Annotated in this window: 23 protein-coding genes, 1 tRNA gene and 1 pseudogene; 17 read left to right on the forward strand and 8 right to left on the reverse strand. The window is 67.0% G+C overall.

Annotated elements, in window-relative coordinates:
• Positions 1-326 precede the first annotated feature (326 nt).
• Positions 327-938, forward strand: a complete 612-nt coding sequence (locus D6850_RS05655; protein ID WP_121164585.1) for a TRAP transporter small permease subunit — start codon at positions 327-329, stop codon at positions 936-938.
• Positions 931-2,700, forward strand: coding sequence for a TRAP transporter large permease (locus D6850_RS05660; protein WP_121164587.1), 1,770 nt, complete (start codon positions 931-933; stop codon positions 2,698-2,700). The genes D6850_RS05655 and D6850_RS05660 overlap by 8 nt, the downstream gene beginning before the upstream one ends.
• Before the next feature lie 327 nt (positions 2,701-3,027).
• Here the strand turns inward: D6850_RS05660 and D6850_RS05665 are convergent, their stop codons facing one another.
• Positions 3,028-4,146, reverse strand: a complete 1,119-nt coding sequence (locus D6850_RS05665; protein ID WP_121164589.1) for a TRAP transporter substrate-binding protein — start codon at positions 4,144-4,146, stop codon at positions 3,028-3,030.
• Between the two features lie 291 nt (positions 4,147-4,437).
• Here D6850_RS05665 and D6850_RS05670 point away from each other — a divergent pair, with 291 nt between their 5' ends.
• Positions 4,438-5,784 carry an ABC transporter substrate-binding protein gene (locus tag D6850_RS05670; RefSeq protein ID WP_166434012.1) on the forward strand — a complete coding sequence of 449 codons (1,347 nt, stop codon included), beginning with the start codon at positions 4,438-4,440 and terminating at the stop codon, positions 5,782-5,784.
• Between the two features lie 146 nt (positions 5,785-5,930).
• Here the strand turns inward: D6850_RS05670 and D6850_RS05675 are convergent, their stop codons facing one another.
• Genes D6850_RS05675 through D6850_RS05690 form a run of 4 tightly spaced genes read right to left on the reverse strand, consistent with a single transcriptional unit; the run spans position 5,931 to position 9,786 of the window.
• Complete coding sequence (locus D6850_RS05675) at positions 5,931-7,181, reverse strand: branched-chain amino acid ABC transporter permease (RefSeq protein ID WP_121164593.1); 1,251 nt, start codon at positions 7,179-7,181, stop codon at positions 5,931-5,933.
• Positions 7,182-7,183: 2 nt separating this feature from the next.
• Positions 7,184-8,260, reverse strand: coding sequence for a branched-chain amino acid ABC transporter permease (locus tag D6850_RS05680; RefSeq protein WP_121164596.1), 1,077 nt, complete (start codon positions 8,258-8,260; stop codon positions 7,184-7,186).
• A 34-nt stretch (positions 8,261-8,294) separates the two neighbouring features.
• On the reverse strand, positions 8,295-9,002 hold the full coding sequence (locus D6850_RS05685) for an ABC transporter ATP-binding protein (protein WP_121164598.1): 708 nt from the start codon (positions 9,000-9,002) through the stop codon (positions 8,295-8,297).
• Positions 8,989-9,786: an ABC transporter ATP-binding protein gene (locus tag D6850_RS05690; protein WP_121164600.1), complete on the reverse strand. Its 798-nt coding sequence runs from the start codon at positions 9,784-9,786 to the stop codon at positions 8,989-8,991. Before D6850_RS05690 ends, D6850_RS05685 begins: the two co-directional genes overlap by 14 nt.
• Before the next feature lie 281 nt (positions 9,787-10,067).
• Here D6850_RS05690 and D6850_RS05695 point away from each other — a divergent pair, with 281 nt between their 5' ends.
• Positions 10,068-12,113 (forward strand): NADH:flavin oxidoreductase, encoded by a 2,046-nt coding sequence (locus D6850_RS05695; RefSeq protein ID WP_121164602.1) that lies wholly within the window; start codon positions 10,068-10,070, stop codon positions 12,111-12,113.
• Between the two features lie 369 nt (positions 12,114-12,482).
• Positions 12,483-13,478 carry a hypothetical protein gene (locus D6850_RS05705; RefSeq protein ID WP_206019203.1) on the forward strand — a complete coding sequence of 332 codons (996 nt, stop codon included), beginning with the start codon at positions 12,483-12,485 and terminating at the stop codon, positions 13,476-13,478.
• A gap of 95 nt (positions 13,479-13,573) precedes the next feature.
• Here the strand turns inward: D6850_RS05705 and D6850_RS05710 are convergent.
• Positions 13,574-13,663, reverse strand: a tRNA-Ser gene (locus D6850_RS05710).
• A 134-nt stretch (positions 13,664-13,797) separates the two neighbouring features.
• On the opposite strand from D6850_RS05710, the gene D6850_RS05715 reads away from it, so the two are divergent.
• From D6850_RS05715 to D6850_RS05750, 8 genes and pseudogenes are all read left to right on the forward strand, one after another.
• The gene (locus D6850_RS05715) at positions 13,798-14,646 is read left to right on the forward strand and encodes a DUF2059 domain-containing protein (RefSeq protein WP_245964102.1); all 849 of its coding nucleotides are present in this window, start codon (positions 13,798-13,800) and stop codon (positions 14,644-14,646) included.
• Entirely contained in the window at positions 14,643-15,470 is an 828-nt protein-coding gene (locus D6850_RS05720; protein ID WP_121164606.1) for a DUF2059 domain-containing protein, read from the forward strand. The genes D6850_RS05715 and D6850_RS05720 overlap by 4 nt, the downstream gene beginning before the upstream one ends.
• A gap of 207 nt (positions 15,471-15,677) precedes the next feature.
• Positions 15,678-16,354, forward strand: a pseudogene (locus tag D6850_RS05725) (50S ribosomal protein L21).
• A gap of 11 nt (positions 16,355-16,365) precedes the next feature.
• Entirely contained in the window at positions 16,366-16,635 is a 270-nt protein-coding gene (gene rpmA / locus D6850_RS05730) for a 50S ribosomal protein L27 (protein WP_121164608.1), read from the forward strand.
• A 196-nt stretch (positions 16,636-16,831) separates the two neighbouring features.
• Positions 16,832-17,371, forward strand: a complete 540-nt coding sequence (locus D6850_RS05735; RefSeq protein ID WP_121164611.1) for a GNAT family N-acetyltransferase — start codon at positions 16,832-16,834, stop codon at positions 17,369-17,371.
• A 46-nt stretch (positions 17,372-17,417) separates the two neighbouring features.
• Complete coding sequence (gene obgE, locus D6850_RS05740) at positions 17,418-18,455, forward strand: GTPase ObgE (protein ID WP_121164613.1); 1,038 nt, start codon at positions 17,418-17,420, stop codon at positions 18,453-18,455.
• A complete protein-coding gene (proB, locus tag D6850_RS05745; protein ID WP_121164615.1) occupies positions 18,443-19,549 on the forward strand; it encodes a glutamate 5-kinase in 1,107 nt (368 codons plus the stop codon). Before obgE ends, proB begins: the two co-directional genes overlap by 13 nt.
• Before the next feature lie 53 nt (positions 19,550-19,602).
• On the forward strand, positions 19,603-20,868 hold the full coding sequence (locus tag D6850_RS05750) for a glutamate-5-semialdehyde dehydrogenase (protein WP_121164617.1): 1,266 nt from the start codon (positions 19,603-19,605) through the stop codon (positions 20,866-20,868).
• 8 nt (positions 20,869-20,876) lie between these two features.
• On the opposite strand, the gene D6850_RS05755 is transcribed toward D6850_RS05750, so the two are convergent.
• Positions 20,877-21,491, reverse strand: a complete 615-nt coding sequence (locus tag D6850_RS05755) for a histidine phosphotransferase family protein (RefSeq protein ID WP_121164619.1) — start codon at positions 21,489-21,491, stop codon at positions 20,877-20,879.
• Positions 21,492-21,518: 27 nt separating this feature from the next.
• Between D6850_RS05755 and D6850_RS05760 the strand changes: the two genes are divergently transcribed.
• From D6850_RS05760 to olsA, 3 genes are all read left to right on the forward strand, one after another.
• Complete coding sequence (locus D6850_RS05760) at positions 21,519-21,701, forward strand: DUF3553 domain-containing protein (protein ID WP_121164621.1); 183 nt, start codon at positions 21,519-21,521, stop codon at positions 21,699-21,701.
• A 158-nt stretch (positions 21,702-21,859) separates the two neighbouring features.
• Positions 21,860-22,639, forward strand: a complete 780-nt coding sequence (gene olsB / locus D6850_RS05765) for an L-ornithine N(alpha)-acyltransferase (protein WP_121164623.1) — start codon at positions 21,860-21,862, stop codon at positions 22,637-22,639.
• Positions 22,636-23,484 (forward strand): lyso-ornithine lipid O-acyltransferase, encoded by an 849-nt coding sequence (gene olsA, locus D6850_RS05770; RefSeq protein WP_121164625.1) that lies wholly within the window; start codon positions 22,636-22,638, stop codon positions 23,482-23,484. Before olsB ends, olsA begins: the two co-directional genes overlap by 4 nt.
• On the opposite strand, the gene D6850_RS05775 is transcribed toward olsA, so the two are convergent.
• A complete protein-coding gene (locus D6850_RS05775) occupies positions 23,455-24,075 on the reverse strand; it encodes a thiamine phosphate synthase (protein ID WP_121164627.1) in 621 nt (206 codons plus the stop codon). The two genes, olsA and D6850_RS05775, sit on opposite strands and share 30 nt — an antisense overlap.
• Positions 24,076-24,260: 185 nt before the next feature.
• On the opposite strand from D6850_RS05775, the gene D6850_RS05780 reads away from it, so the two are divergent.
• Entirely contained in the window at positions 24,261-25,007 is a 747-nt protein-coding gene (locus tag D6850_RS05780) for an RNA methyltransferase (RefSeq protein ID WP_121164629.1), read from the forward strand.
• The last annotated feature ends 14 nt before the right edge of the window (positions 25,008-25,021 follow it).

Here is a 25,021-nt window from a genome sequence, read left to right on the forward strand (position 1 = left end):
TGATCGAACGTGCGGGCCGCGTATGGGTTCCTGCCCATCCTATCAAATAAACCCGAACAGGTCGCGGGCGGATCGGCCGGCCCGGATCGCTGCCGCCGCGGCCGGGGCGCGGAGGGCGTCATTGCCCGCGAATTCAACCTCATGCTTGACCTGCCGGGCGTCTTGACGGAAAATTCGCGGACCCGGTCGCGCGCCCTGTGCGTGTTCCGGCATCTGGGTCGGCGCGTGAGTTGCAAGAGCCCGGCGCTTCGTTCGCTCGATGCGTAAGGGGTCTGGCCCCCTTCAATGCGTCTGCGGGCCATACCTGGCGAAGGATCGGGCAGACGATGAATTTCCTGCTGACAGTGTCGCGCATCATCGACCGAGTGACCGCCTGGGTCGGGAAATGGGTCGCCTGGCTGATCCTCGTCGCGATCCTGGTGAGCGCGTTCAACGCGATGAGCCGCAAGTTCTTCAGCATCTCCTCCAACGCCTGGCTGGAACTGCAATGGTATCTCTACGGCGCGGTGTTCATGATGGCCGCCGCGGCGGCGTTGCAGAAGAACGAACATGTGCGCATCGACGTGGTGTCGGCGCATCTCTCGGCGCGGACGCGCGACTGGATCGACCTGTTCTGTCATATCTGCTTTCTCATGCCCTTCGTCGTACTGATGACGTGGCTTTCCTGGCCGTTCTTCCTGCGCTCCTTCACCAGCGGCGAGCAATCCATGAACGCCGGCGGGCTCATCATGTGGCCGGCCAAGGTGTTCATCCTGCTCGGCTTCGCGCAACTGACCTTTCAGGCCGTGTCCGAGATCATCAAGAAGATCGCGGTGCTGAGCGGCGCGCTCGGGCGGCCCGGCGGCGACAAGGCCGACGCGCTGCCGCCCGACGCGCGCGAACTGGCCGCGACCTACCTGGACGACGACGCATCGGACGGGAAGGACCGCAATGCTTGACCTGATCGCCCACAACCTTGCGCCGATCATGTTCGTCACGGTGATGGGCATGCTGCTGCTGGGCTACCCGGTTGCGCTCACCCTCGCGGCGGGGGGGCTGGGGTTTTTCGTGGTGGGCGTCGGGCTGTCCGAACTGGCGCCGACGCAGATCAACCTCTTCTGGCCCTTGCTGGGCGCGCTGCCCGAGCGGGTGTTCGGGATCATGAACAACGACACGTTGCTGGCGATCCCGTTCTTCACCTTCATGGGTCTGATACTCGAGCGATCCGGCATGGCCGAGGACCTTCTGGAAACCATCGGCCAACTCTTCGGCCCGGTCCGCGGCGGGCTGGCCTACGCGATCATCGTGGTGGGCGCGCTGCTGGCGGCGACGACCGGCGTGGTCGCGGCATCGGTCATGGCGATGGGGCTCATCTCATTGCCGATCATGCAGCGTCACGGCTACAGCCCGGCGGTGGCGACCGGGTCGATCGCGGCGGCGGGAACGCTGGCGCAGATCGTGCCGCCCTCGCTGGTGCTGATCGTCATGGCCGACCAGCTCGGCGTGTCGGTGGGCGACATGTATGTCGGCGCGATCTGGCCGTCGCTGATCATCGTGGCGGTCTATTGCGCGTGGATCTTCGTCCTCTCGCTCATCCGCCCGCAATGGGTGCCCGCGCTGCCGGAAGAGGAGCGCACGCTCGGCTCGGGCATCCCGTCGCTGCTGGCGGCCTTCGCGGCGGCGGTGGCGCTCTACCATCTGACCTATCATTTCGTCTTCGTCGACATGAAGCCCGAGAACCGGCTCGTTTCGGCGGCGGCGGCGGCCGTGCTGATCGTCTACATGGCCGCGCGGATCAATCGTTGGCTGGGCTGGAAGGTGATGTCGCGGCTGGCCGAGGAGGTGGTGATTGTGCTGATCCCGCCGCTGGCGCTGATCTTCCTCGTGCTCGGCACGATCTTCCTCGGGATCGCCACCCCGACCGAGGGCGGCGCGATGGGGGCGGTGGGCGCGCTGGTGCTGGCGCTGATCCGCCGGCGGCTGGACCTTGCGACGCTGCGCGCCTCGGTCGAGGCGACGACGACGCTGTCGGCCTTCGTGATGTTCATCCTGATCGGCGCGCGGGTCTTCGGGCTGACCTTCTACGGCGTGAACGGCAATGTCTGGCTGGAGGAGCTGATGCTGGGCCTGCCGGGGGGCGAGTGGGGCTTCCTCGTGGTGGTGACGATCGTGATCTTCATCCTCGGCTGTTTCCTCGATTTCTTCGAGATCGCCTTCATCCTCGTGCCGCTGCTGGCGCCCATCGCCGACACGCTCGGGATCGACCTGGTGTGGTTCGGGGTGATCCTCGGGATCAACCTGCAGACCAGCTTCCTGACGCCGCCCTTCGGGTTCTCGTTGTTCTACCTGCGCTCGGTCGCGCCGACCGCGCCCTGGCATGACGAGCGCAGCGGCCAGACCCTGCCGGCGATCCGCACGACGCAGATCTACAAGGGCGCGGTGCCCTTCATCGTGATCCAGTTCCTGATGATCCTGCTGGTGATCTCGTTCCCCTACCTCGTGCTGCACTACAAGGACGAACCGCCTGCGCCTGTCGACGGCGTGATCCAGATCGCGCCGCCGCCGGGGTCCGGGGAGTTGGGTCTGCCGCCGATGGCGCCTGTGGACACGGGCGGATCATCTTCACCGCTGGGCCTGCCACCGCCCGATTTCGGCGGTGACGCCCCCACCCCGGGGACGCCCGCCGCGCCGGACCTGTCGCAACCGCCGAGTTTCGATTGAAGGGGCGCATAGAAGCGTTGGGGTGTTGGGAAGGTCCGTAGTGCGGGGCAAAGCGGCCGTTAGCGAAAGACGTGCATCGCCGGGCCGCGGTGCTGCGAACCAACGATGATTAGGCAGCACTTTATGCCTGCCAAATCCGAAAAATCAGACCATTGCGCTGGTGGCAGCCCAATCGCCGTGCCGGGGGGCGGCCCGGCGATGCGCGGCGGCCTGCGGCCTTGATTCCGCGCCGCGATAATTCATCAAGGGCTCAGAGCCGACATTCGCCCCCGGCAAACAAAGGCCCGCGCGGTTCTCCGCGCGGGCCATCACGTTGCTTTCGGGCCGTCAGCCGTCCATTTTCAGCGCGCCTTCGCGCTGCTTGGTCATCATGAACGTGTCATAGGTGTATTCCGCCACCTGCTGCCACAGGAAGCTTTCGTTGCGGAAGCCCATCATCGAATCGTAGATTTTCTTGAAAGGCGCGTTCTTGGCGTTGATGTCGGCGTAGATCTCGCCCGCCGCCTTGAACGACGCGTCCATCACGTCCTTGGGGAAGGGCCGCAGATTGGCGCCCTTGTTGATCAGCTCGCGGATGGCGGTCGGGTTCTTGTAGTCATATTCCGCCATCATCTGCTGCGCAGCCGCCGTGCAGGCGGTGTTGAGCAGGCTCTTGTAGGTGTCGGGCAGCTCGTTCCACTTGTCGAGGTTCACGAAAGCGTTGAGCGCGAGGCTGCCTTCCCACCAGCCGGGGTAGTAGTAATAGGGCGCGACCTTGTAGAAGCCGAGCTTTTCGTCGTCATAGGGGCCGATCCACTCGGCCGCGTCGATGGTGCCGCGCTCGAGCGAGGGATAGATGTCGCCGCCGGCGATCTGCTGCGGCACGACGCCGAGTTTCTCCATCACCTGACCGGCAAGGCCCGCGATGCGCATCTTCAGCCCGTTCATGTCGTCCAGCGACTTGATCTCCTGGCGGAACCAGCCGCCCATCTGGCAGCCGGTGCTGCCTGCGGGCATGTAGTGCATGCCCTGCGCGTGGTAGAATTCGTTCAGCAGGTCGAGCCCGCCGCCGTAGAACATCCACGCCCACATGCCGCGCGTGTTCAGCCCGAAGGGAATGGTGGCGCCCATCGCGTAGGCGGGATCCTTGCCCACGTAGTAATACGCCGCCGTATGGCACATCTCGACGGTGCCGTTCATCACCGCGTCCGCCGCCTGCAGGCCGGGGACGATCTCGCCGCCGGCATAGACCTGGATGGTGAAATTGCCGTCCGTCGCTTCCGAAACGTATTTGGCCACGTCCTCGGCCCCGCCGTAGATCGTGTCGAGCGATTTCGGAAAGGACGAGGCGCAGCGCCATTGCACCTTGGGCTGGGACTGGGCGATGGCCGGAGCGGCCAGCGCGCCCCCAACCCCTGCGCCGAGCGAGCCGACCGATGCGGCGCGGATGAACTTGCGACGATCCATGAGAAATTCCTCCAAACGATTGTGTGTGTAGCGCCCGTAATGACACGGGAACTGCAAAAGTAGATTGAACGGCCCTCCCGGCAAGTTGTCAACGCCTGCAGGGCCGCTGCCCCAGCGCGCGCCGGGCCTTGCGGGGCAGGGGCAGGGCGGTTCTCACGCCGTCTCTGGCAATCCGGAATCGCCACGCTAGGTAAAGCCGCGATCGCCCGCCGCGGCGGGTTCGATCGACCAGGAGGAGGAGCGCGGCGCGCCTTTAGCGACGTGCTGCGCAATCTGTGTATGGAGGACAAAATGTCAGAACTGGACCTCAAGAATGCCGACCGCCGCAAGTTCATCAAGACGGCCGGCGCCGCCGGCGGCGTCATCACGCTGAGCGCGGCCCTGCCCGGCGCGCTCTGGGCGGAAGGCGCGCCGCCGCAGGTTCCGATCGGCCAGGTCGTGGGCTTTACCGGCTCGGCCGCGGAGTACGGCACCTTCTACCAGGGCGCCGCGCAGCTGGCGCTCGACCAGGTCAACGCGGCGGCCAAGGAGGTCTTTGGCGGCCCGATCGTCGAGCGGCTGATCTCCGAGGATTCCAACACCCTGCCGACCCCCGCGATCGAGGCCGCGCGCAAGCTGGTCGAGGCCGACGGCGTGCCGGCGATCATCGCCGCCTGGTCGAGCGGCGTGACCGTGGCGGTGGCGACGTCCGTGTCGATCCCGTCTGGCGTGCTCCAGGTCGGCAACGGCACCACGTCGCCGCTGGTCTCGGTGCTGCCCGAGGACAAGGACGCGGATCTCTTGTTCCGCACCAGCCCGTCGGACGCGCTTCAGGGCGTCGTGGCGGCCGACCTCGCAAGGGGCAACATCATTCCCGATTACAAGTTCGAGACGGCCGCGTCGGTCTACATCAACAACCCCTACGGGCAGGGCCTGTCCAACGCCTTCGCGGCCGCCTTTGAAAAACGCGGCGGCAAGATGCTGGCCGAGGTGGCCCACCCCGAAGAGGTGCAGCCGACCTACCGCGCGCAGATCACCACCGCGCTCAAGGACAAGCCGGACGTGCTGTTGCTGCCGACCTACCCGGCGCATACCGCGCAGATTCTGAAGGAAAGCCGGGACATCTTCAGCTACACGAGCTGGCAGTTCACCGACGCCAACCGCTCCAAGGAGGTGCTGGACGCCGTCGGCGGCAAGGACCTCGCCGGCAAGCTCGGCACCGTGCCGTCGGCGGACCCCGAGTCGCCAAGCTACAAGTCCTTCGCCGAGGCGTTCCGCGAGTCGAGCGGCCAGGATCGCATCCCGCCCTTTACAGAGACCACCTATGACGCGGCGATGGTGATCGGGCTGGCGCTGGCCAAGCTGGTGGCGGACGGCACGACCGACGCCTCCAAGATCACGGGTCGCGCGCTCTCCGACCAGTTGCGCCCGATCGCCAACTCGCCGGGCGAGAAGATCGTCGGCGGCAGCCAGGACGAGATCACCAAGGCGTTGCAGATGCTGAGGGACGGCAAGGACATCAACTATGTCGGCGCCGGCGGTTCGGTCGATTTCGACGACAACGGCGACGTGAAGACCCCCGTCGCGATCTGGAAGTTCACCGAGGATGGCGACGAAACCGTCAAGATCGTCCCGGCGGACGAGATCGCCTCGGAGTAGCGCCGTCGCCCGCTCTGACGACATGGGCGCCCCGCGTGGGCGCCCGTTTGCGTTTCGGCACCCGGCTAGGCGTGGGATCGGCTCGGCCCGGCGCGTGGCGCGTCATTCACCGCGTGGCGGTCGTCAGCGGGTCATACCCCCCGAGGTCATTGCCGCGCGGGCTGTTCGGCGGTGGCGTCATCGCCCTCGCCGGACGCGTCACCCTTGTCGGACATGAAATCCGACACCTTCTTGCGCTCCTTGATGACGCCTTGAGGGCGGTAGAGGACGATCAGCCCCAGCATGATCGCCACCAGCATCCAGCGCAGGTAGGCGCCGCGCGACGGCAGGTCGGGCGAGATGAGCTGCAACGCCGGGCTGGCGGCGTCGATCATGAATGCGGCGCCGCTCCAGACGCCCCAGACCACGAACGCGCCGAGGATCGCGCCCTTGTTGCTGCCGCTGCCGCCCAGCATCAGCATCACCCAGACGATGAAGGTCGCAAACAGCGGGTTGAAGTGGCTGTAGTCGATGCTGACCACGTAATGGGCATAGACCGCCCCGCCGACGCCCATGATGAAGCTGCCGACGACGAAGGACTCGATGCGCCGCCACGTCACGTTCTTGCCGTTCATCGCGGCCGACGCCTCCTCGTCGCGCACCGCGCGCAGCATCCGACCCCAGGGCGAGCGCGAGATGCGCTCCAGCGCGATGAACACCACGGCGAGGATCAGCGAGACCACGATGAGGTAGAAGAACACGTAGTCGCGCGGACTGAGCGGAGCGAGGAAATCGACCGCCCCCTGCGGCAGCCAGGAACAGGCCGGGTCCTTGAACAGGCAGTCGAAGGGGCGCGGGATGCCGCGCATCGGCTGCGGCCCGTTGGCGAGCCAGCGTTCGTTCTGGAAGATGAAGCGGATCACCTCGGCGATGCCGAGCGTCGCGATGGCCAGGAAATCGGTGCGCAGGCGCAGCACCGGGATACTGATCAGGAAGCCGACGATCGCGGCGATGATCCCGCCCATGATGACACCGCCCAGGAACGGCCATTGCAGCCCGAACGCCTGCTGCGAATAGGCCGCGAGCGCGCCTTCCGGCATGGTCGTGGTGAACAGCGCCGAGGTGAAGGCGCCCACCGCGTAGAACCCCGCGACGCCAAAGTTCACATGTCCCGCCAGCCCCCATTGGCTGTTGAGCCCGAGCGACAGGATCGCGTAGATCCCCGCCATGGTCGAGAATGACGCGAGGTATGTGAGCGCGCCGCGCTCGAACACCTGCGGCAGCAGCCACGCGACCACGGCGGCCAGCGCCAGCGCCGCCACCGTGCGCAGCACCGCGCGGCCGGGCAGGGCCAGCAGCCCCAGCAGGAACAGCGGCAGGAACAGGAAGACGGCGCGGGCAAGGTCGATCTGTTGCATTCTCAGTCTCCACTCTGTCCGAACAGCCCCTGCGGTTGCAGGATCAGCACGATGATCATCAGCACGAAGGCCACCCCCGGCCCGTAAGCCGGGTTGATGAACGAGGACGAGACCTGCTGCGCGATGCCGATGATGATCGCGCCCACGATGGCGCCCAGCGGGCTGCCGATGCCGCCCATGATCACGGCGGCGAACATCGGCAGCAGCAGGAACCAGCCCATCTCGGGGCGCAACTGCGAGGCGAGGCCGTACATCACCCCGCCCGCCACGGCGAGGCTGGCCCCGAGCGCCCAGGTGGCGGCGATCACGCGCTCGGTGTTGATGCCGCGCACCTGAGCGAGATCGGGATTGTTGGCGGTGGCGCGCATCGCCTTGCCCATGCGGGTGCGCGCCAGGAGAATCCATGTCACGCCGACAAGCACGGCCGCCAGCAGGAAGACGAACAACTGGTCCGCCTGGATGCGGATGTTGAGCGGCAGCTCAAGCGCCGGGTTGGCCCGGCCTGGGTAGTAGAACATGAAATCCGCCCCCCAGGCGAGGTAGATGACGCTGCGCAGGAAGAACGACGCCGCCAGCGACGCCATGGCGAACAGCACCAGCGACGCATCCCGCAGCCTGAGCGGCCGGAACAGTATCCGGTCGACGATCAGCGCCGCCAAAGCCACCAGCGGCATCGCCAGCACCATGCCGACCAGCAATTCCCAGCCAAAGGAAAACGGCCTGAGCGCGGCGCTCGCCGGCAGCAGGGCCATGATGGTGAACGTGCCGTAGGCGCCGAAGGACACCAGTTCCCCATGCGCGAAGTTGGGGAATTTCAGCACCCCGTAGACCAGCGTGAGGCCAATGGCCCCCAACGCGATGATGCCGCCCAGCATGACGCCCCAGATGGTCAGCGACAGCAGGTTCGAAAGGCTCGCCCCCTGACCGTAGCCCAGCAGCCAGAACGCCACCAGCGTCAGCGCCAGCGCGATGGCGAGCGCGGTGCGGCTGCGCAGGGCGGCCATGATCCGTTCGCCGGAGGTGCGGTCGTCGCTGCGGGCGTGGCGGGCGGCGTCTGCGGCGGCGTCATGCATGCTCATTGCGGTTCTCCTGTCCGGTCGCGCGCTTCATGGGTCAGCCTCCGAGGTATAGCCGTCCGACCTCGGGGTCCTTCAGCAACCCCTGGCCGGTGCCCTCAAAACGGTTCTCGCCGCTGGCCAGAACGTAGCCGCGGTCCGACAGCTGCAACGACAACTGGGCGTTCTGCTCGACGATGAGGATCGCGGGCCCGGCCTTGTTGATCTTCTCGATCTGCTCGAAGATGACGCCGACCATCTTGGGCGACAGCCCGGCCGAAGGTTCGTCCATCAGCACCAGTTTCGGATTCAGCATCAGCGCGCTGCCCATGGCGACCATCTGCCGTTCGCCGCCTGACATCTTGCCGGCGCGCTGGTGGCGGCGTTCCTTGAGGCGCGGGAAGTATTCATAAATGCGTTCCTTGCGCGCGGCGATATCCGCCTTCTTCGCCAGGAAGGCGCCCATTTCAAGGTTCTCGGAAACCGTGAGATCGGTGAAGATGTTGGAGACCTGCGGCACGTAGCACATGCCGCGCTCCACGATCTGGTAGGGTTGCAGCGAAGAGATGTCCTCGCCGCTGAAATGCACCGATCCCTCGCGCGGGTGCAGCAGGCCGAAGATCGTCTTCATCACCGTGGATTTGCCCGCGCCGTTGGGGCCGATGATGGTGACCATCTCGCCTTCGCCGACCTTCATCGACACGTCGCGCAGGATCTCGGTGTCGCCGTAACCGGCGGTGACGTTCCTGACCTCAAGCAGCGCCATATTGCCCCCCCAGATATGCCTCGAGCACGGTCGGATCGTTGCGCACCTCGTCCGGGTGACCCTCCATCAGGCGGCGGCCCTCGCTCATGACGATCACCGGGTCGCAAAGATCCATCACGAGATCCATGTCGTGCTCGATCAGGAGGAAGGTGATGCCGCGCTCGCGGCGCAGATACTCGATGTTCTCCGAAAGCTTCTTCATCAGCGTGCGGTTGACGCCCGCGGCGGGTTCGTCCAGCAGCACCAGCCGCGGTTCGGCCATCAGCGTGCGGGCGAGTTCCAGCAGTTTCTTCTGCCCGCCCGAGAGCCGGCCCGCGTATTCATGGGCAAGATGCGTGAGGTTGACGAAATCCAGCACCTCCAACGCCTTCGCGCGGATCTCGCGTTCCTGTGCGCGCACGGCGCCGGGGCGGAGCCAGCAGTTCCAGAATTGCTCGCCCAGCTGGTCGGGCGGGACGAGCATAAGGTTTTCCAGCACGCTCATCGTGCCGTGTTCGCGCGGGATCTGGAAGGTGCGGCAGATGCCGCGACGGAATACGCCATGCGGCGGCAGGCTGGTGATGTCGGCGCCGTCGGTGAACACGCGCCCCGAGTCGGGGGTGAAATAGCCGGTGATGAGGTTGAAGAGCGTCGTCTTGCCGGCGCCGTTGGGGCCGATCAGCCCGGTGATCTTGCCTTCCTGAACGCTGAGGGAACAATGATCGATCGCCCGGAGACCGCCAAAATCCTTGACGAGGTCGCGAACTTCCAGAACGGGAGGTTCGGTTGCGGAAATTTCAGTCATCGACTGCCCCCGACTTGGTAGAACGGGGTTATATCTACTTCGACTAAAATGAAAGGCAAGGGCGCGCCGACGCCGCTGCCAACCGACGCTCGCGCCACGGCGATTCGGATCGTCCGAAGGACTTCCCGGCCACGCCTCGATGCCGCGCCCGCCGCGTCCGCCGCCCTTCCGCGGTCTTTCCGCCGGGGCGGCGCGCCCGAGAACTTGACAGCCCTGTCCAGCCCATGAACAGTCCCGCCCAGCCGACCCAGTCGGATGAGCGCCAGCGAGCGAGGAGCGCGATGTCCAGAGACCCCCTCTTGCAACCCTATCAGCTGAAGCACCTCACGCTGAAGAACCGCATCATGACCACCAGCCACGAACCCGCCTATCCCGAGGACGGCATGCCCAAGGAGCGCTACGCCGCCTACCACGCCGAGCGGGCGAAGGCCGGGGTGGCGCTGGCGATGACCGCCGGCTCGGCCGCCGTCAGCCGCGACAGCCCGCCGGTGTTCAACAATATCCTGGCCTACAAGGACGAGGTGGTGCCGTGGATCCGCAAGCTCACCGACGCCTGCCACGAACATGGCTGCGCGGTGATGATCCAGCTGACCCACCTTGGCCGGCGCACCGGCTGGGACAAGGGCGACTGGCTGCCCTCGGTGTCCTCGACCAGGCACCGCGAACCGGCGCACCGTTCCTTCCCCAAGCTGCTCGAGGATTGGGACATCGAACGCATCACCGCCGATTTCGCCGACGCCGCCGAGCGGATGAAGGCGGGCGGCATGGACGGGATCGAGTTCCAGGTCTATGGCCACCTGCTCGATCAGGCCTGGTCGCCGTTGACCAACGACCTTGACGGACCCTATGGCGGCGCCACGCTGGAGACGCGGATGCGCCTGCCGCTGGAGGTGCTGGCGGCGGTGCGCGAGCGTGTGGGCGAGGATTTCATCGTCGGCGTGCGCTACACCGCCGACGAGGCCCAGACCGGCGGGATCGACGCCGAGGAAGGGATCGAGATATCCAAACGGCTCAAGGCGTCGGGGCTGGTCGATTTCCTCAACGTGATCCGCGGGCGCATCCACACCGACCCGGCGATGACCGACATCATCCCGGTGCAGGGCATGAAGAGCGCGCCGCATCTCGATTTCGCAGGCGAGGTGCGCAAGGTCACCGGCATGCCGACCTTCCACGCTTCGCGGATTCCCGACGTGGCCACGGCGCGGCATGCGGTGGCGGATGGCCTTCTGGACATGGTGGGCATGACCCGCGCGCACATGGCCGACCCGCATATCGTGCGCAAGATCATGGAGGGGCGCGAGGACGACATACGGCCCTGCGTCGGCGCGACCTATTGCCTTGACCGGATTTACCAGGCCGGCGAGGCGCTGTGCATCCACAATCCCGCCACGGGGCGCGAACTCAGCATGCCGCATGACATTCCGCCCGCCGATGCGCGCCGCAAGGTCGTGATCGTCGGCGCCGGCCCCGGCGGGCTCGAGGCGGCGCGCGTCGCCGCCGAGCGCGGCCATGACGTCACCGTGTTCGAGGCCGCCGCCGATCCCGGCGGGCAGGTGCGGCTGACCGCGCAGAACGCGCGACGCCGCGAGATGATCGGCATCATCGACTGGCGCATGGCGCAATGCGCGGCGCGCGACGTGCGGTTCCACTTCAACACCTTCGCCGAGGCCGAGGACGTGACCGCGCTCGCTCCCGACGTGGTAGTCGTCGCCACCGGCGGGCTGCCCAATACCGAATTGTTCGAGAAAGGCCGCGAAGAGCCCCACGTCGTCACCGCATGGGACATCATCTCCGGCGATGTGAAGCCGGCTGAAAACATCCTCATCTACGACGAAAGCGGCGATCACCCCGCGCTCCAGGCCGCCGAGGTGGCCGCACAGGCGGGCGCGCAGGTCGAGGTGATGACGCCCGACCGCACCTTTTCGCCCGAGGTGATGGCGATGAACCTCGTCCCCTACATGCGCAGTCTTCAGGACAAGGGGGTGAATTTCACCGTCACCCGCCGCCTGCTGGGGGTGACGCGCGAGGGCAACCAACTCACCGCGCGGATCGGCACGGATTACAGCGATTTCATGCAGGACGCGCGCTACGACCAGGTGGTCGTCAACTACGGCACGCTGCCGCTTGACGATCTCTATTTCGCGCTGCGCGATACGTCCTGCAACGGCGGCGCGGTCGATTACGACGCGCTGATCGCGGGCCGCCCGCAAGAGGTGGTGCGCAACCCGGACGGCAAGTTCCAGCTGTTCCGCATCGGAGACGCGGTCTCGGCGCGCAACACCCACGCGGCGATCTACGACGCGCTGCGGCTGGTCAAGGATCTCTGACACGGGCGAGGACACTGTCACGGGCCATGCGGATTTCTCCAAGCCCGTCACGCTGCGCCACGCGGCGCTGAACCCCCTTCGCAGACGACCGGCTGTCGCGGTCGGTTGCTGGCCTGCCGTCGCTTGTGGAATGCGTGCGGCACCTATTCGGGCATCGACTAGGGGTTGACCTGCCCGACGTGCTGACGCTGGCCATGTCGTCGCCGTCACAGAGCGTCATGGACGTTCTGACCGGGGAAGGACTAGGCGACCTTGACCTTGCCGCCGTGGCGGTCTTGACGGTGCCCCTGTGGGCACTACCCGTTGCCGACCGGCCCACCGTCGCGGCCTTGTGCGAACATCCCTGACAAGCTTTCCATAAGTGCCAGCTTGCCTCGCTTCGTCGGGGCTATTTTTTTGATTGAACGCTCGCGGGGAGCGGCGCATCTTGCTCTCCAATTCAAATTGTTCCAGCAGAAGTTTTTTATGTCGGAAGAACAGACCGAAAGCTCAGAATGCACATTGCCGCCAGATCATCCGCTTCCGGCAGATCAACTTGGGCGATACAGCCCCGAACGCGACTTTTACGCGGAAAAGGATATTGCTGACTACATAAATGGTCAGGCCCCTGACGAAGACGTCCAAAACGTAGAACGGATCAAAACAGAATTCGTTCTCGGTACACCTTACGAAATGTGGGATGTTGTCACAGACAAAGATCGTTGGTGGGTAATTACAAACCCAACTAACCTTTACTCTCAGAGACATTTTCCAAGCCTTGACTATACGCTCTCATTTCACATCGGGCTGATGGCGCGGGTTATGAGCCGTTCAAGGAACGGTGGTGAAGGATTTGAAACCCCATTCGATGAAGTGTTTCGCAGACATGAACAAGCGTGTGAACTTTTGCAACGTGCTATTGAGGCGGTAGATTATCAAGCGGTCGGGATGCAGTTGCGTGAGTGTCTAGTGACACTGGTCGGGACTATACGCAGGCACCTTGGCGACGTCGAGTTCAACGAACGACCGAAGGATGCGGCGGTCGTAGAATGGAATAAGCTATTCGCGCACCACTTGCTGCCCGGCGCTCGCAACGCCGAACTTAGAGCGTACCTAAAAGCGATGGTCGAAAAAGCGTGGCCGCTTGTAAACTGGCTCACTCACCATCGAAATGCAGGGCAAAGTTCTGCGCTGGTCGCCGCCGATGCGGTAGAGGCGATCATCAAGCATTACGTTCAACTACTTGGCCGGGAGCGGATCGACCGGGTTAGTCAGTGCCCAAATTGCGCTTCCCGAGACATGCGAACATGGTACGACAGAGCAATCGAGCCGGACGGAGCATATTTTGAGCAATGCGCGCAATGCGGCTGGGACAGTCACCCCTGACGACCAAAACCCACCAATTCACCGTTCAAAAATGAGTAGTAGATTGTGAGTAGGTTTGGCTTCTTGCCAAATTTCTAAATGAAATCAAAGCCAAGTGGCGGAGAGACAGGGATTCGAACCCTGGGAGGGCTTGCACCCTCAACGGTTTTCGAGACCGCCCCGTTCGACCACTCCGGCACCTCTCCGCGGGGGTCTGGAGGCCAGCGTTTAATTGCCTTTCCCGGGCGGGGCAAGGGGTTTTGCGTTGTTTGCGCCACGAATTCGAATAGGCTCCGGGCAGCGGCGCCCGGTGGGCGGGCGCGGCGTGGATGACGGGAGGATGACAGTGGGCGATTCGGTGCGGATGCGCATGGCGCGCGTGATCGGGGCGCTGGCGGTGCTGGCCGCCCTCGCCCTGGGCGGGGCGTCGCTGCGCGCGCAGGAGCGGCCCGATCTCGAGGCGTTTCTCAAGGTGACGGGATTCGACGTCGCGCTCGAGAGCATCGCGCTCTCGGCCCGCGAGGCGCCGGCGATGCTCGGCATGTCGGTCGGCGATTTCGGCGAGGACTGGACGCGCGCCGCCGAAGAGGTGTTCGCGCCGGACCTGCTGCGCGGCATCGCGCTCGATATTCTCGACCAGACGCTGACCGAGGATATGCTGGCCGCCGCGTCCGAATTCTACGCAACGTCGCTTGGCCAGAGGCTCGTGGCGGCCGAGAACGCCTCGCACATGGATGCCGACGCCGCCGCGCGTCAGGAGAGGGGCGCCGCGCTGCTCGAGGCGGCGACGCCCGAGCGCGTCGCGCTGCTGACGCGGCTGACCGAGGCGGTGGACAGCGCGGGGATCGCCATCGACGCGGTGCGCGAGGTGCAGGTGCGCTTTCTGCTGGCGGCCTCGGCGGCGGGCGTCACCGATCGCCGGATCGACGAGGAAACGCTGCGCCGCATCCTGTCGGCCAGCGACGCGGAACTGCGCGAGAACCTCAAGGAGAACGGTCTGAACGGCGCCGCGGCCACCTATGAGGAATTCACCGAGTCCGAGATCGCCACCTACGCCGAGGCGCTGGAGGCCTCCGACATGCAGCGCGTCTACGAGCTCATGAACGCGATCCAGTTCGAGATCATGGCCGAGCGGTTCGAGGCGCTGGCGCTGCGCATGGCGGACATGTCGGCGGGGCAGGAGCTATGATCGCGCGCGTCGCACTCTTGACGGCCGCGCTCTGGGCGCTGTGCCTGCCGGGATTTGCGCAGGAGGACCGCGAGGCGCAGTTGCGCCGGCTCTACGAGGCGCTCGACATGAGCGGCACGATCGCGATCATGGACGAGGAGGGCGATCTCTACGGCGCGCAGATCGCCGAGGAGATGCTGCCCGACGCCGACGCGGACGCCTGGGCCGCGACGGTTGCGCGGATCTACAGCCCCGAGAGGATGCAGAAGCTGGTCGAGGACGAGATGGCGGCGGCGCTCGGGCAAGAGGACATCGCGCCTATCCTCGCCTTCTTCGAGGCCGAGCTCGGGGAGCGGATCGTCGCGCTCGAACTCGCGGCGCGCAAGGCGTTCCTCGACCCGGAGGTGGAGGAGGCGGCCAAGGCGCGGGCCGAGGCGGCCAAGGCGCGGGGCGACCCGGTGATGGACCTGGTCGACACCCTCATCGCCGACAGCGACCTCGTGGAGCTCAACGTCGCGGGCGGGCTCAATTCCAACCTGATGTTCTACCGCGGACTGGCCGATGGCGGCGCGCTCGACCTGGGCGAGGAAGACATCCTGCGCGACGTCTGGGCGCAGGAGGAGGAGAGCCGCGCCGACACCCAGGCATGGCTGCGCGCCTTCCTGCTGCTGGCTTACGATCCGCTGACGCTGGAAGAGCTCGACGCCTACGCGGCGTTCTACCGCACCGATGCGGGCCGGGCGCTGAACGCGGCGCTGTTCCGGTCCTACAACCGGATGTACGATCAGCTCTCCTACCTGCTGGGGCAGGCGGTGGCGCAGCATGTGACCAGCGCGCCGCTCTGAAACGCCCGGGAAAGCGCGGATCGTGCGGGAAAACCGCTTGACTTGCGCCCGGGATCGCCGGATAAGCCCGCAACCCGGCGGGGACGGTCCCCGCTTCGGGGGAATGTTCTATACGCCCGGAAAGGGCGCGCCGTCCCAGGTGGCCGCAAGGCCGGCAACGCCCGATAACGGGGGCCGACGGACGCGGAAAACGCGAAGGAAAGAGCGATGTTTGCGGTTCTGAAGACCGGCGGCAAGCAGTATCGGGTCCAGTCGGGCGACATGCTGCGGGTCGAAAAGCTGGCCGCCGAGGCCGGCGACAAGGTGCAGTTCAACGAAATCCTGATGCTGGGCGGCGACAGCCCGGTTGTCGGCGCCCCCCCCTGATCGACGGCGCGGGCGTGCAGGCCGAGGTCGTGGACCAGGTCAAGGGCGACAAGGTAATCCACTTCGTCAAGCGCCGCCGCAAGCACGGCAGCCAGCGGACCAAGGGCCATCGCCAGCAACTGACGCTGCTGCGCATCACCGAGATCCTTGAGAAGGGCGCGGAGAAATCCGGCGTCAAGGCGGCCGTGGGCGCAGGTTCCGTCACCGGCGAAAAACCGGCGAAGGCCGCGAAACCCGCCGCGAAGAAGACCCCGGTGAAGAAAGCCGAGGCGCCCAAGAAGGCCGAAGCGCCGAAAAAGGCGGCCAAGGCCGAAGCCGGCCAGGACGACCTCAAGCTGATTTCCGGCGTCGGTCCCGCGCTCGAGAAGAAGCTGCACGAGCATGGCGTGACCAGCTTTGCGCAGATCGCGGCATGGACGCCCGAGGACGTTGCTGATATGGATGAGAAACTGTCGTTCGGCGGCCGGATCGAACGCGACGACTGGATCGCTCAGGCCAAGAAACTGAGCAAAGGTTAAGGAGAGACCAGATGGCACACAAGAAAGCAGGCGGGTCGTCCCGCAACGGTCGCGACTCCGCGGGCCGTCGCCTCGGGGTCAAGAAGTACGGTGGCGAATCGGTCATCCCCGGCAACATCATCCTGCGTCAGCGCGGCACCAAGATGTGGCCGGGCGAGGGCGTCGGCATGGGCCGCGATCACACGATCTTCGCCACGGTCGAGGGCGCCGTGAGCTTCCGCAAGGGCTTCAAGGGTCGCACCTTCATTTCGGTCCAGCCCGTGGCGGAGGCAGCCGAATAGCCGCATCACTACCGGTTTGAGACAAAACAGGGGGATCGGCAGAAACGCCGGTCCCCCACTGCTTTGGGCGCGGGGCGGGGGGTCGCCTCCTACACCGCGCAGCGGGGGCGCAGCGACCCGCATGTTGACGAGGATGGTGTTGAGGAGCGCGCCTCGTCGTCCACGTCCCTTCGCGGGACATCGGAGGAGCCAGCGTATGATGTTCGAATCAATCGTCAATCAACCCGTCATCGAAACCGAACGGTTCGACCTGCGCCCCGTGCGCCCCTCTGACGCGGGGCTGATCGGTCTCTACATCTCGGATTTTCGGGTCGCGCGCAACACCTCCTCCATCCCGCATCCACTGCCTCCCGGCCTTGTCGAGGCATTCATCGCGCGGGTGCGCGCCGATGACCGGGTCGAGGACGCCTGGGTCATCGACGGCTCCAGGATCGACGCCGGCGAGGTGATGGGCGTGGTCAGCCTCAACCGGCTCGACGCGCAGGAGGCCGAGATCGGCTTCTGGGTCGCTCCGGCCTTCTGGAACACCGGCGTCGCGTCGGAGGCGGTCGCCGCGCTGATCGAAGCCAACCCGCTGGACTGCCGGATGATCTACGCCACCGTCCACCAGGGCAACGCCGCGTCGGCGCGGGTGCTGACAAATTGCGGCTTCTGCTACCTTGGGGACGCCGAAACCTACTCGGTCGCGCAGGCGGCAAAGGTGCCGACATGGACCTACAGCCGCAAACTCTATTGAGGCCGAGGCGGCCTTTGCGTAAGGACTGAGTCCGAAAGGGACCGCCATGAAATTCCTCGACCTCGCCAAGGTGCATATCCGCTCCGGCGCTGGCGGCAACGGCTGCATCAGCTTCCGCCGCGAGAAATACATCGAGTTCGGCGGCCCCGACGGCGGCGACGGCGGGGCCGGCGGCTCGGTCTGGGCCGAAGCGGTCGACGGGCTGAACACGCTGATCGACTTCCGCTACCAGCAGCATTTCTTCGCCAAGAACGGCCAGCCCGGAATGGGCCGCCAGCGCACCGGCAAGGACGGCGCCGACATCGTGCTGCGCGTGCCCGTGGGCACCGAGATCCTCGACGAGGACCAGGAAACGGTGATCGCCGACATGACCGAGGTCGGCCAGCGCGTCGAACTGGCGCGCGGCGGCAACGGCGGCTGGGGCAACCTGCATTTCAAATCCTCGACCAACCAGGCCCCGCGTCGCGCCAACCCCGGACAGGAGGGGGTCGAGCGCACGATCTGGCTGCGGCTCAAGCTGATCGCCGACGTGGGCCTGCTGGGCCTGCCCAACGCGGGCAAGTCCACGTTCCTCGCCGCCACCTCGAACGCGCGGCCCAAGATCGCCGATTACCCGTTCACCACGCTGCATCCCAATCTCGGGGTCGTCGGCGTCGATGACGTGGAATTCGTGGTCGCCGACATTCCCGGGCTGATCGAGGGCGCGAGCGAGGGCAGGGGCCTTGGCGACATCTTCCTCGGCCATGTGGAGCGGTGCGCGGTGTTGCTGCACCTCGTGGACGCCACGGCCGATGACGTGGTGGCGGATTATCGCACCGTCGTGGACGAGATCGAGGCCTACGGCGACATACTGGCGTCGAAACCGCGCGTGACCGTGCTCAACAAGGTCGACGCGCTGGGGCCCGAACTCTCGGAATTGGTCCGGGACGACCTGGCGGCGGCGGTGGGCGGGCCCGTGCTGATGATGTCCGGCGTCGCGCATGAGGGCGTGACCGAGGTGCTGCGCGCGCTGCGGGCTCGCATCGACGCGGACCGCCTGCGCCGGCGCGACGATGGCCGGGACGACGCGCCGTGGCGGCCCTGAGCGACGCCCGCCGCATCGTGGTCAAGATCGGCTCGGCCCTGCTGGTCGACCGCCAGTCGGGCGAATTGCGCGCCGACTGGCTCGGCTCGCTGGCGCAGGACGTGGCGGTGCTGCGCGGGCGCGGCGCGGACGTGATCCTCGTCTCATCGGGCTCGATCGCGCTGGGGCGCGGCGCGCTGGGGCTGCCCGCGCGTGAACTCACGCTCGAGCAGAGCCAGGCCGCCGCCGCTGTCGGCCAGATCCGGCTGGCCGGGGCGTATGACGCCGCGCTCGCGCGGCACGGGCTGCGCGCAGCGCAGGTGCTGGTCACGCTCGACGACAGCACCGACCGGCGGCGCTATCTCAATACCCGCGCCACGTTCGAGACGCTGTTGCGGTATGGCGCGGTGCCGATCGTGAACGAGAACGACACGATCGCCACGGACGAGATCCGCTATGGCGACAATGACCGCATGGCGGCGCAGATCGCGGTGACGGCGGGCGCGGACCGGCTGATCCTGCTCTCGGACGTCGACGGCTTCTATTCCGCCAATCCCGCGCAGGACCCGGGCGCGCGCCGCTTCGACGTGATCGAGGCGATCACGCCCGAGATCGAGGCGATGGCGGGCGACGCCGGATCGGGGCTCAGCAAGGGCGGCATGAAGACCAAGCTGATGGCCGCGAAGGCCGCGATGGCGGCGGGCTGCGACATGGCGATTGCGCTCGGCGCGCCGCTCAATCCCATCGCCGCGCTGGAAAACGGGGCGCCGGCGACGTGGTTCCGCGCGCAGGGCACGCCCCAGCAGAAGCGCAAGGCGTGGATCGCGGCGATGAAGCCGCGCGGGCGGGTGCATGTCGATGCCGGCGCCGTGCGCGCGATCGAGGGCGGCGGCAGCCTGCTGCCCGCCGGCGTGACCGCGGTGGAGGGCCTCTTCGGACGTGGCGACGCGGTCGAGATCGCGACACCCGAGGGGCGCACGCTGGGTCTCGGCCTGACCCGCTACACCGCCGCCGACGCGGACGCGATCCGCGGCCTTCGCTCAGGCGCGATCGAGCCGGTGCTGGGCTACCCGGCGCGCTCGGCGCTCATCCATCGCGACGATATGGCGTTCTGATGATGCTGCGTGCTAAGCTCCGCCCCGTTTCAACCGCCCGGAAAGGCGCCGACATGAAAGATCTGCCCGACATTCCCGCGCTGATGGCCCGGATCGGCGCCTGCGCGCGCGCCGCCGCGACCGAGCTTGCCGTCGTCCCGCCCGAGCAGAAGGCCGAGGCGCTGATCGCCGCCGCCGACACGCTCATCGCGCGGCAGGACGCGATCATCGCGGCCAACGCCAAGGACATGAAATTCGCCCGCGACAAGGGGCTGAGCGACGCGATGATGGACCGCCTCCGGCTGGATCCCGCGCGGATCGCGGGGATCGCCGAGGGGCTGCGCGCGGTCGCCGCCCAGCCCGACCCGGTGGGCGAGGTGCTGGCCGAATGGGATCAGCCCTCGGGGCTGCATATCCGCCGCGTGCGCACGCCGCTTGGCGTGATCGGCGTGATCTACGAAAGCCGACCCAACGTGACCGCCGACGCAGGCGCGCTCTGCCTCAAGGCCGGCAACGCGGTGATCCTGCGCGGCGGCTCCGAGAGCTTTCATTCCAGCCAGGCGATTCACGCCTGTCTCCAGGCCGGCTTGCAGGCCGCGGGCCTGCCCGAGGAGGCGATCCAGCTGGTGCCGACCCGCGACCGCGCGGCGGTGCACGAGATGCTGACCATGACCGGCGTGATCGACGTGATCGTGCCGCGCGGCGGCAAGGGCCTTGTCGGGCTGGTCCAGCGCGAGGCGCGCGTGCCGGTCTTCGCCCATCTCGAGGGAATCGTGCATATCTACGTGGACGCCGCCGCCGACCCGGAAAAAGCGATGCGCGTCGTGCTCAACGCCAAGACCCGTCGGCCGGGCATCTGCGGCGCCGCCGAATGCCTGCTGATCCACCGCAAGATCGCCGACACGCTGGGCGCGGACCTGATCCGGGCGCTGATCGACGCGGGCGTGGAGATGCGCGTCGACGAGGCGCTGAGCGGGATCGAGGGCACGGTGCGCGCCAGCGACGAGGACTGGGGCTGCGAGTACCTCGACATGGTGATGGCCGCGCGGGTGGTGGGCGATCTCGGGCTCGCCATCGGGCATATTGAGCAACACGGCTCACAGCATACCGATTGCATCATCACCGAGGACGACGCGGCGGCGCAGAGCTTCTTCGACCAGCTCGACAGCGCGATCCTGATGCGCAACGCGTCGACCCAGTTCGCAGACGGTGGCGAGTTCGGCATGGGTGCCGAGATCGGCATCGCCACCGGCAAGCTGCACGCGCGCGGTCCCGTCGGCGCGGCGCAGCTGACCAGCTTCAAGTATCTCGTGGACGGCGACGGCGCGATTCGCGACTGACGCCCCGCTCAGAACCGCAGCAAAAGCGACTCTCCGCTCCACTCCGCCACCGCGCGGCGGCCGAGCCGGGCCAGCGTCTCGGGCAGGAGCGCGAACTGCACGTCCGCAGCGGTAAGCGGCGCGGCGTCCGCCCCCCCGCCGTCGAGCATGTCCCAGACCCCGCCCTGCTGCGCGATCCGCGGGCCCGACGCGGTGATTCGCACCTCACCGGCCGTGCCCGCAACCGCGAGCGTGCCGCCCTGAAGCAGCGCGCGCTCCGCACAGAGCAGCCCGAGGCAGAGCGCCTGCGCCACCGGGCGCGGCATGTCGCCGGTCAGCCGCCAGTCCAGCGCGATGCGCGCGTCGAAGAACGCCGCGGCCAGCGCGCGCACCCCCTCCGCGTCCATCACCTGGTCCTCGCAGGAGAGACCAAAAGCCACGCGGAAGAAGCGGATCCGCCCGTTGGCGTTGTCCGCGCTGGCCTGCATCAGCTCCATCTCCGGCCCCTCGGGCGCGCCGGAGAGGCGCAGCAGCTCCAGCCCGTTCGAGATCGCGCCGACGGGGCTGATGAGGTCGTGACAGATGCGCGACCCTATCAGTTGGGTCAGTTGGCGGTTAGGATAGGTATTGCCGAAGTCTTCCATGTTTCCCCTTCGTCGCCGGAGCGCCAGATGACAGATATGTCCGCCTTCCTTGAACCCGGCATGCGCGTCGAACACCCCGGGCAGCCTGATTGGGGCGTCGGCCAGGTCCAGAGCAACATCGCGGGCAAGGTCACCGTGAACTTCCCCGAGGCCGGCAAGGTCGTCATCGACGCCACACGCATCGCGCTGATCCCCGTCATTGATCCGTGATCGGGGTTACCAAAGCATTAAAGCGCGCGATGAAAAACCCGAAACGCGCGTTTTCCGGGCTCCTTGCGGCGCGTTTCTTGCGCGGGCGCGCCTCGGCAAGCCGTGTTGCCTTCGTCGCGCCGCTTTCCTAAAAGCGGGCAGGAAAACGGCAGGGACGCATGAAGTCAGACGGTCCGCTCTTCGAGGTCAAACTGGCCGAAACAGAGGTCGAGCGCCGTGCGGCGCAACGGCTGCGCTATCGCGTCTTCATCGAGGAACTGGGCGGCGCCGGGGAGATGGTCGATCACCCCGCCCGGCTTGAACGGGACCGCTTCGACGATCATTTCGATCACCTGATCCTGACCGACGCCGCGCTCGATTGCGCCGCGGAGGATCGCGTTGTCGGCGTCTACCGCCTGCTGCGCGACGACCAGGCCAAAGCGGTGGGGCAGTTCTATTCCGAGGACGAATACGATCTCTCGCCGCTGCGCGCCTCCGGGCGCCGGCTGCTCGAACTGGGGCGCTCCTGCGTCGATGCGCGCTATCGCGGCGGGGACGCGATGTATCATCTCTGGCAGGGGCTGTCGGGCTATGTCGCCGCGCACGGCGCCGAGGTGCTGTTCGGCGTCGCGAGCTTCCACGGAACCGACCCAGACGCGCTGGCGCAACCGCTGTCGCTTCTGCATCACCGCCACCTTGCCCCGCCCGCGCTGCGCCCGCGCGCGCATGCGGCGCACTACCAGCGCATGGACCTCGTCCCCGAGGCGGAGCTGAACCGGCGCGAAGCCATGCTGCGCGTGCCCGCGCTGATCAAGGCCTATCTGCGCCTCGGCGGACATGTGGGCGATGGCGCCTTCGTCGATCACGCCTTCCGCACCACCGATGTCTGCCTGGTGATGGACACCGCGCAGATGAACGCGCGCCAACGCAACATCTACGCCGGGAGCGCCCGCAGGTGAGCGCGGGCTGGACCGGAACGGACGACCCCGTCGCGCCCCCGATCACCGCCGCAGGCTGGTTGCGGGCGGTTCTGCGCGCCGCTCTCATCGTCCCGCTGTTCCTCGGCGGGCTGCTGCTTTTGCTGCTGATCCGGCTGGTCGAGCGCCCGCTTTGCGGCCTGCGCCGCCCCGTCACGCCGTTCATCGTGCAAGGGGTGTTTCGGGGCGCGCTCGCGCTGCTGCAAATCCGCGTTGTGACCACCGGCGCGCCGATGACTCAAGCCGGGGCGGTGGTGGCCAACCATGCCTCGTGGCTCGACATTCTCGTGCTCAACATCCGCAAGCGGGTCTATTTCGTCTCCAAGGCCGAGGTCGCGCGCTGGCCGCTGATCGGCTTCATGGCGCGCGCGGTCGGCACCGTGTTCATCAGCCGCAACCCGGGCGAGGCGCGTGCGCAGACCGCACTTTTCGAGCAGCGCCTGCTGGCCGGTCATCCGCTCCTGTTCTTTCCCGAGGGCACGTCAAGCGACGGGCTGCGCGTGCTGCCGTTCAAATCGACGCTCTTCGCCGCGTTCCTCACACCCGCGCTGCGCGAGGCGTTGCATGTCCAGCCGGTCACGCTGCGCTATGTCGCGCCAGAGGGGCAGGATGCGCGGTTCTACGGCTGGTGGGGCGACATGGATTTCGGCCCTCATGCGCTCATGGTGCTGGCCGCCTCGCCGCAGGGCCGGGTCGAGCTGCACTACCATACGCCGGTGCGGGTCGCCGATTTCGCCGATCGCAAGGCGCTGGCGCGGCACGTGGAGCAGGTCGTGCGCAGCGGTTTCGCCGCCCTTTCAGCCCATCGCGGCGACGAGGCGCAGTAGCGCCTGCGCCGGGTCGTCCTCACGCCAGATCTCGGCGCCGATCCCGAAGAAGTCGGTCACCGGGGCGAGTGCGGCGATGGTGTCGGCGTCAAGCGCGCCCTCGGCGACGACCGGCAGTTCGATCATCTCGCTCCACCAGGCGAAGAGCTCCGCGCCGGCCTGCGCGCCATCCCCGAGCGCGGTTTGCCCGACGGGGCCGAAGCTGACGTAATCCGCCCCCGACTCGCCGGCGTTGAGCCCGTCATGGCGCGAGTCCCCGCAATGGGCGCCGACGATCGCATCCGGCCCCAGCGCCTTGCGCGCCTTGCGCACCGAGCGCGCTCCGTCGACCAGATGCACCCCGTCGAGGCCGAGCCGTTCGACCAGCGCGATATGGCTCTCGAGAACCAGCGCGATGTCGCGCGCATGGGTGATCTCGCGGCAGGCGTCGGCGGCGCGCGCGATGTCGTCTTCCTCGCGGGTCGAAAGCGCAAGACGCACGCAGGCCACCGGATGCGCGTCCAGCGCCGCCGCCAATTGCCCGGTAAAGCGGCTGAGTTCGATCTCGGGCGGGGTGACGAGGTAGATCTGGGGCTGCTCGGGCTGGCTCATGTCGGGCGCTCCTTTCCGGTCTTTGCGTTGCTATAACGTGGAAGGATTGCGCGCGCCATGCCCTTGGCCGGCGGCGCGCCTTGAGTTTTCATGCCTCCTGCGGAGCCATTGCGAGGCAAAAAGAAGTCGCCGGGGTTTTCCGCGCCGCGGGCTTGGCGTATCAGCGCCCCAGGACGGAGGGCCTTATGCCGACAGAAACGCCGCAACCCGATTTCGTGCTGGTGCGCCCGCAGATGGGCGAGAATATCGGCGCGGCCGCGCGGGCGATGTGGAATTTCGGTCTTGACCGGATGCGCGTGGTCGCGCCGCGCGACGGGTGGCCCAATCCGCGCGCCGTCGCGATGGCGAGCGGGGCGGGGCGGCTCCTGGACGAGGCGATGCTGGTGGAGACGCTGCCCGAGGCGGTGGCCGACGCGCATTTCGTGCTGGCCACCACCGCGCGCACCCGCGAGATGACAAAACCCGTTTATGCGCCCGAGCGTGCGATGCAACTGGCCGCCGCAAAGATCGCGGAAGGCCAGCGGGTCGCCGTGCTCTTCGGGCCCGAGCGCGCGGGGCTCGAGAACGCGGACGTGGCGCGCGCCAACGCGATTGTCTCGGTCCCGGTGAACCCCGCCTTCCCGAGCCTCAACCTCGCGCAATGCGTGTTGCTGCTGGGCTATGAATGGCGGCGCGCCGCCGGCGAGGTCGCGCCCGAGCGGATGCAGATGGACGGTTCGGACTGGGCCGCGCAGGCCGACGTGGAGGCGCTGGCGCAGCATTACGAGGCGCGCATGGAGGAGGCGGGGTTCTTTTTCCCCGCGCATAAGGCCGAAAGTATGCGCCGCACCCTGCGCAATTTCTGGTCGCGGATGCCGCTCACCCAGGCCGATGCGCGGTTGCTCCACGGGATCCTGCGGCAGATGGTCCGCTGGAAGGATCGCGGCGGCTGAGGCCGCTTGAAGGG

The sequence above is a fragment of the Roseovarius spongiae genome, assembly GCF_003651245.1.
Taxonomy (GTDB): domain Bacteria; phylum Pseudomonadota; class Alphaproteobacteria; order Rhodobacterales; family Rhodobacteraceae; genus Roseovarius; species Roseovarius spongiae.

Excerpts from the sequence above, each read along its gene's own strand:
- rpmA (WP_121164608.1), top strand. The coding sequence starts at position 16,366 with ATGGCACACAAGAAAGCAGGCGGGTCGTCCCGCAACGGTCGCGACTCC.
- D6850_RS05685 (WP_121164598.1), bottom strand. The coding sequence starts at position 9,002 with ATGGCGCTGCTTGAGGTCAGGAACGTCACCGCCGGTTACGGCGACACC.
- D6850_RS05695 (WP_121164602.1), top strand. The coding sequence starts at position 10,068 with ATGTCCAGAGACCCCCTCTTGCAACCCTATCAGCTGAAGCACCTCACG.
- D6850_RS05670 (WP_166434012.1), top strand. The coding sequence starts at position 4,438 with ATGTCAGAACTGGACCTCAAGAATGCCGACCGCCGCAAGTTCATCAAG.
- obgE (WP_121164613.1), top strand. The coding sequence starts at position 17,418 with ATGAAATTCCTCGACCTCGCCAAGGTGCATATCCGCTCCGGCGCTGGC.
- D6850_RS05755 (WP_121164619.1), bottom strand. The coding sequence starts at position 21,491 with ATGGAAGACTTCGGCAATACCTATCCTAACCGCCAACTGACCCAACTG.
- D6850_RS05675 (WP_121164593.1), bottom strand. The coding sequence starts at position 7,181 with ATGCAACAGATCGACCTTGCCCGCGCCGTCTTCCTGTTCCTGCCGCTG.
- D6850_RS05660 (WP_121164587.1), top strand. The coding sequence starts at position 931 with ATGCTTGACCTGATCGCCCACAACCTTGCGCCGATCATGTTCGTCACG.
- D6850_RS05680 (WP_121164596.1), bottom strand. The coding sequence starts at position 8,260 with ATGAGCATGCATGACGCCGCCGCAGACGCCGCCCGCCACGCCCGCAGC.
- olsB (WP_121164623.1), top strand. The coding sequence starts at position 21,860 with ATGAAGTCAGACGGTCCGCTCTTCGAGGTCAAACTGGCCGAAACAGAG.
- D6850_RS05655 (WP_121164585.1), top strand. The coding sequence starts at position 327 with ATGAATTTCCTGCTGACAGTGTCGCGCATCATCGACCGAGTGACCGCC.
- D6850_RS05750 (WP_121164617.1), top strand. The coding sequence starts at position 19,603 with ATGAAAGATCTGCCCGACATTCCCGCGCTGATGGCCCGGATCGGCGCC.
- D6850_RS05720 (WP_121164606.1), top strand. The coding sequence starts at position 14,643 with ATGATCGCGCGCGTCGCACTCTTGACGGCCGCGCTCTGGGCGCTGTGC.
- D6850_RS05780 (WP_121164629.1), top strand. The coding sequence starts at position 24,261 with ATGCCGACAGAAACGCCGCAACCCGATTTCGTGCTGGTGCGCCCGCAG.
- D6850_RS05775 (WP_121164627.1), bottom strand. The coding sequence starts at position 24,075 with ATGAGCCAGCCCGAGCAGCCCCAGATCTACCTCGTCACCCCGCCCGAG.
- D6850_RS05690 (WP_121164600.1), bottom strand. The coding sequence starts at position 9,786 with ATGACTGAAATTTCCGCAACCGAACCTCCCGTTCTGGAAGTTCGCGAC.
- D6850_RS05760 (WP_121164621.1), top strand. The coding sequence starts at position 21,519 with ATGACAGATATGTCCGCCTTCCTTGAACCCGGCATGCGCGTCGAACAC.
- D6850_RS05665 (WP_121164589.1), bottom strand. The coding sequence starts at position 4,146 with ATGGATCGTCGCAAGTTCATCCGCGCCGCATCGGTCGGCTCGCTCGGC.
- D6850_RS05715 (WP_245964102.1), top strand. The coding sequence starts at position 13,798 with ATGACAGTGGGCGATTCGGTGCGGATGCGCATGGCGCGCGTGATCGGG.
- D6850_RS05735 (WP_121164611.1), top strand. The coding sequence starts at position 16,832 with ATGATGTTCGAATCAATCGTCAATCAACCCGTCATCGAAACCGAACGG.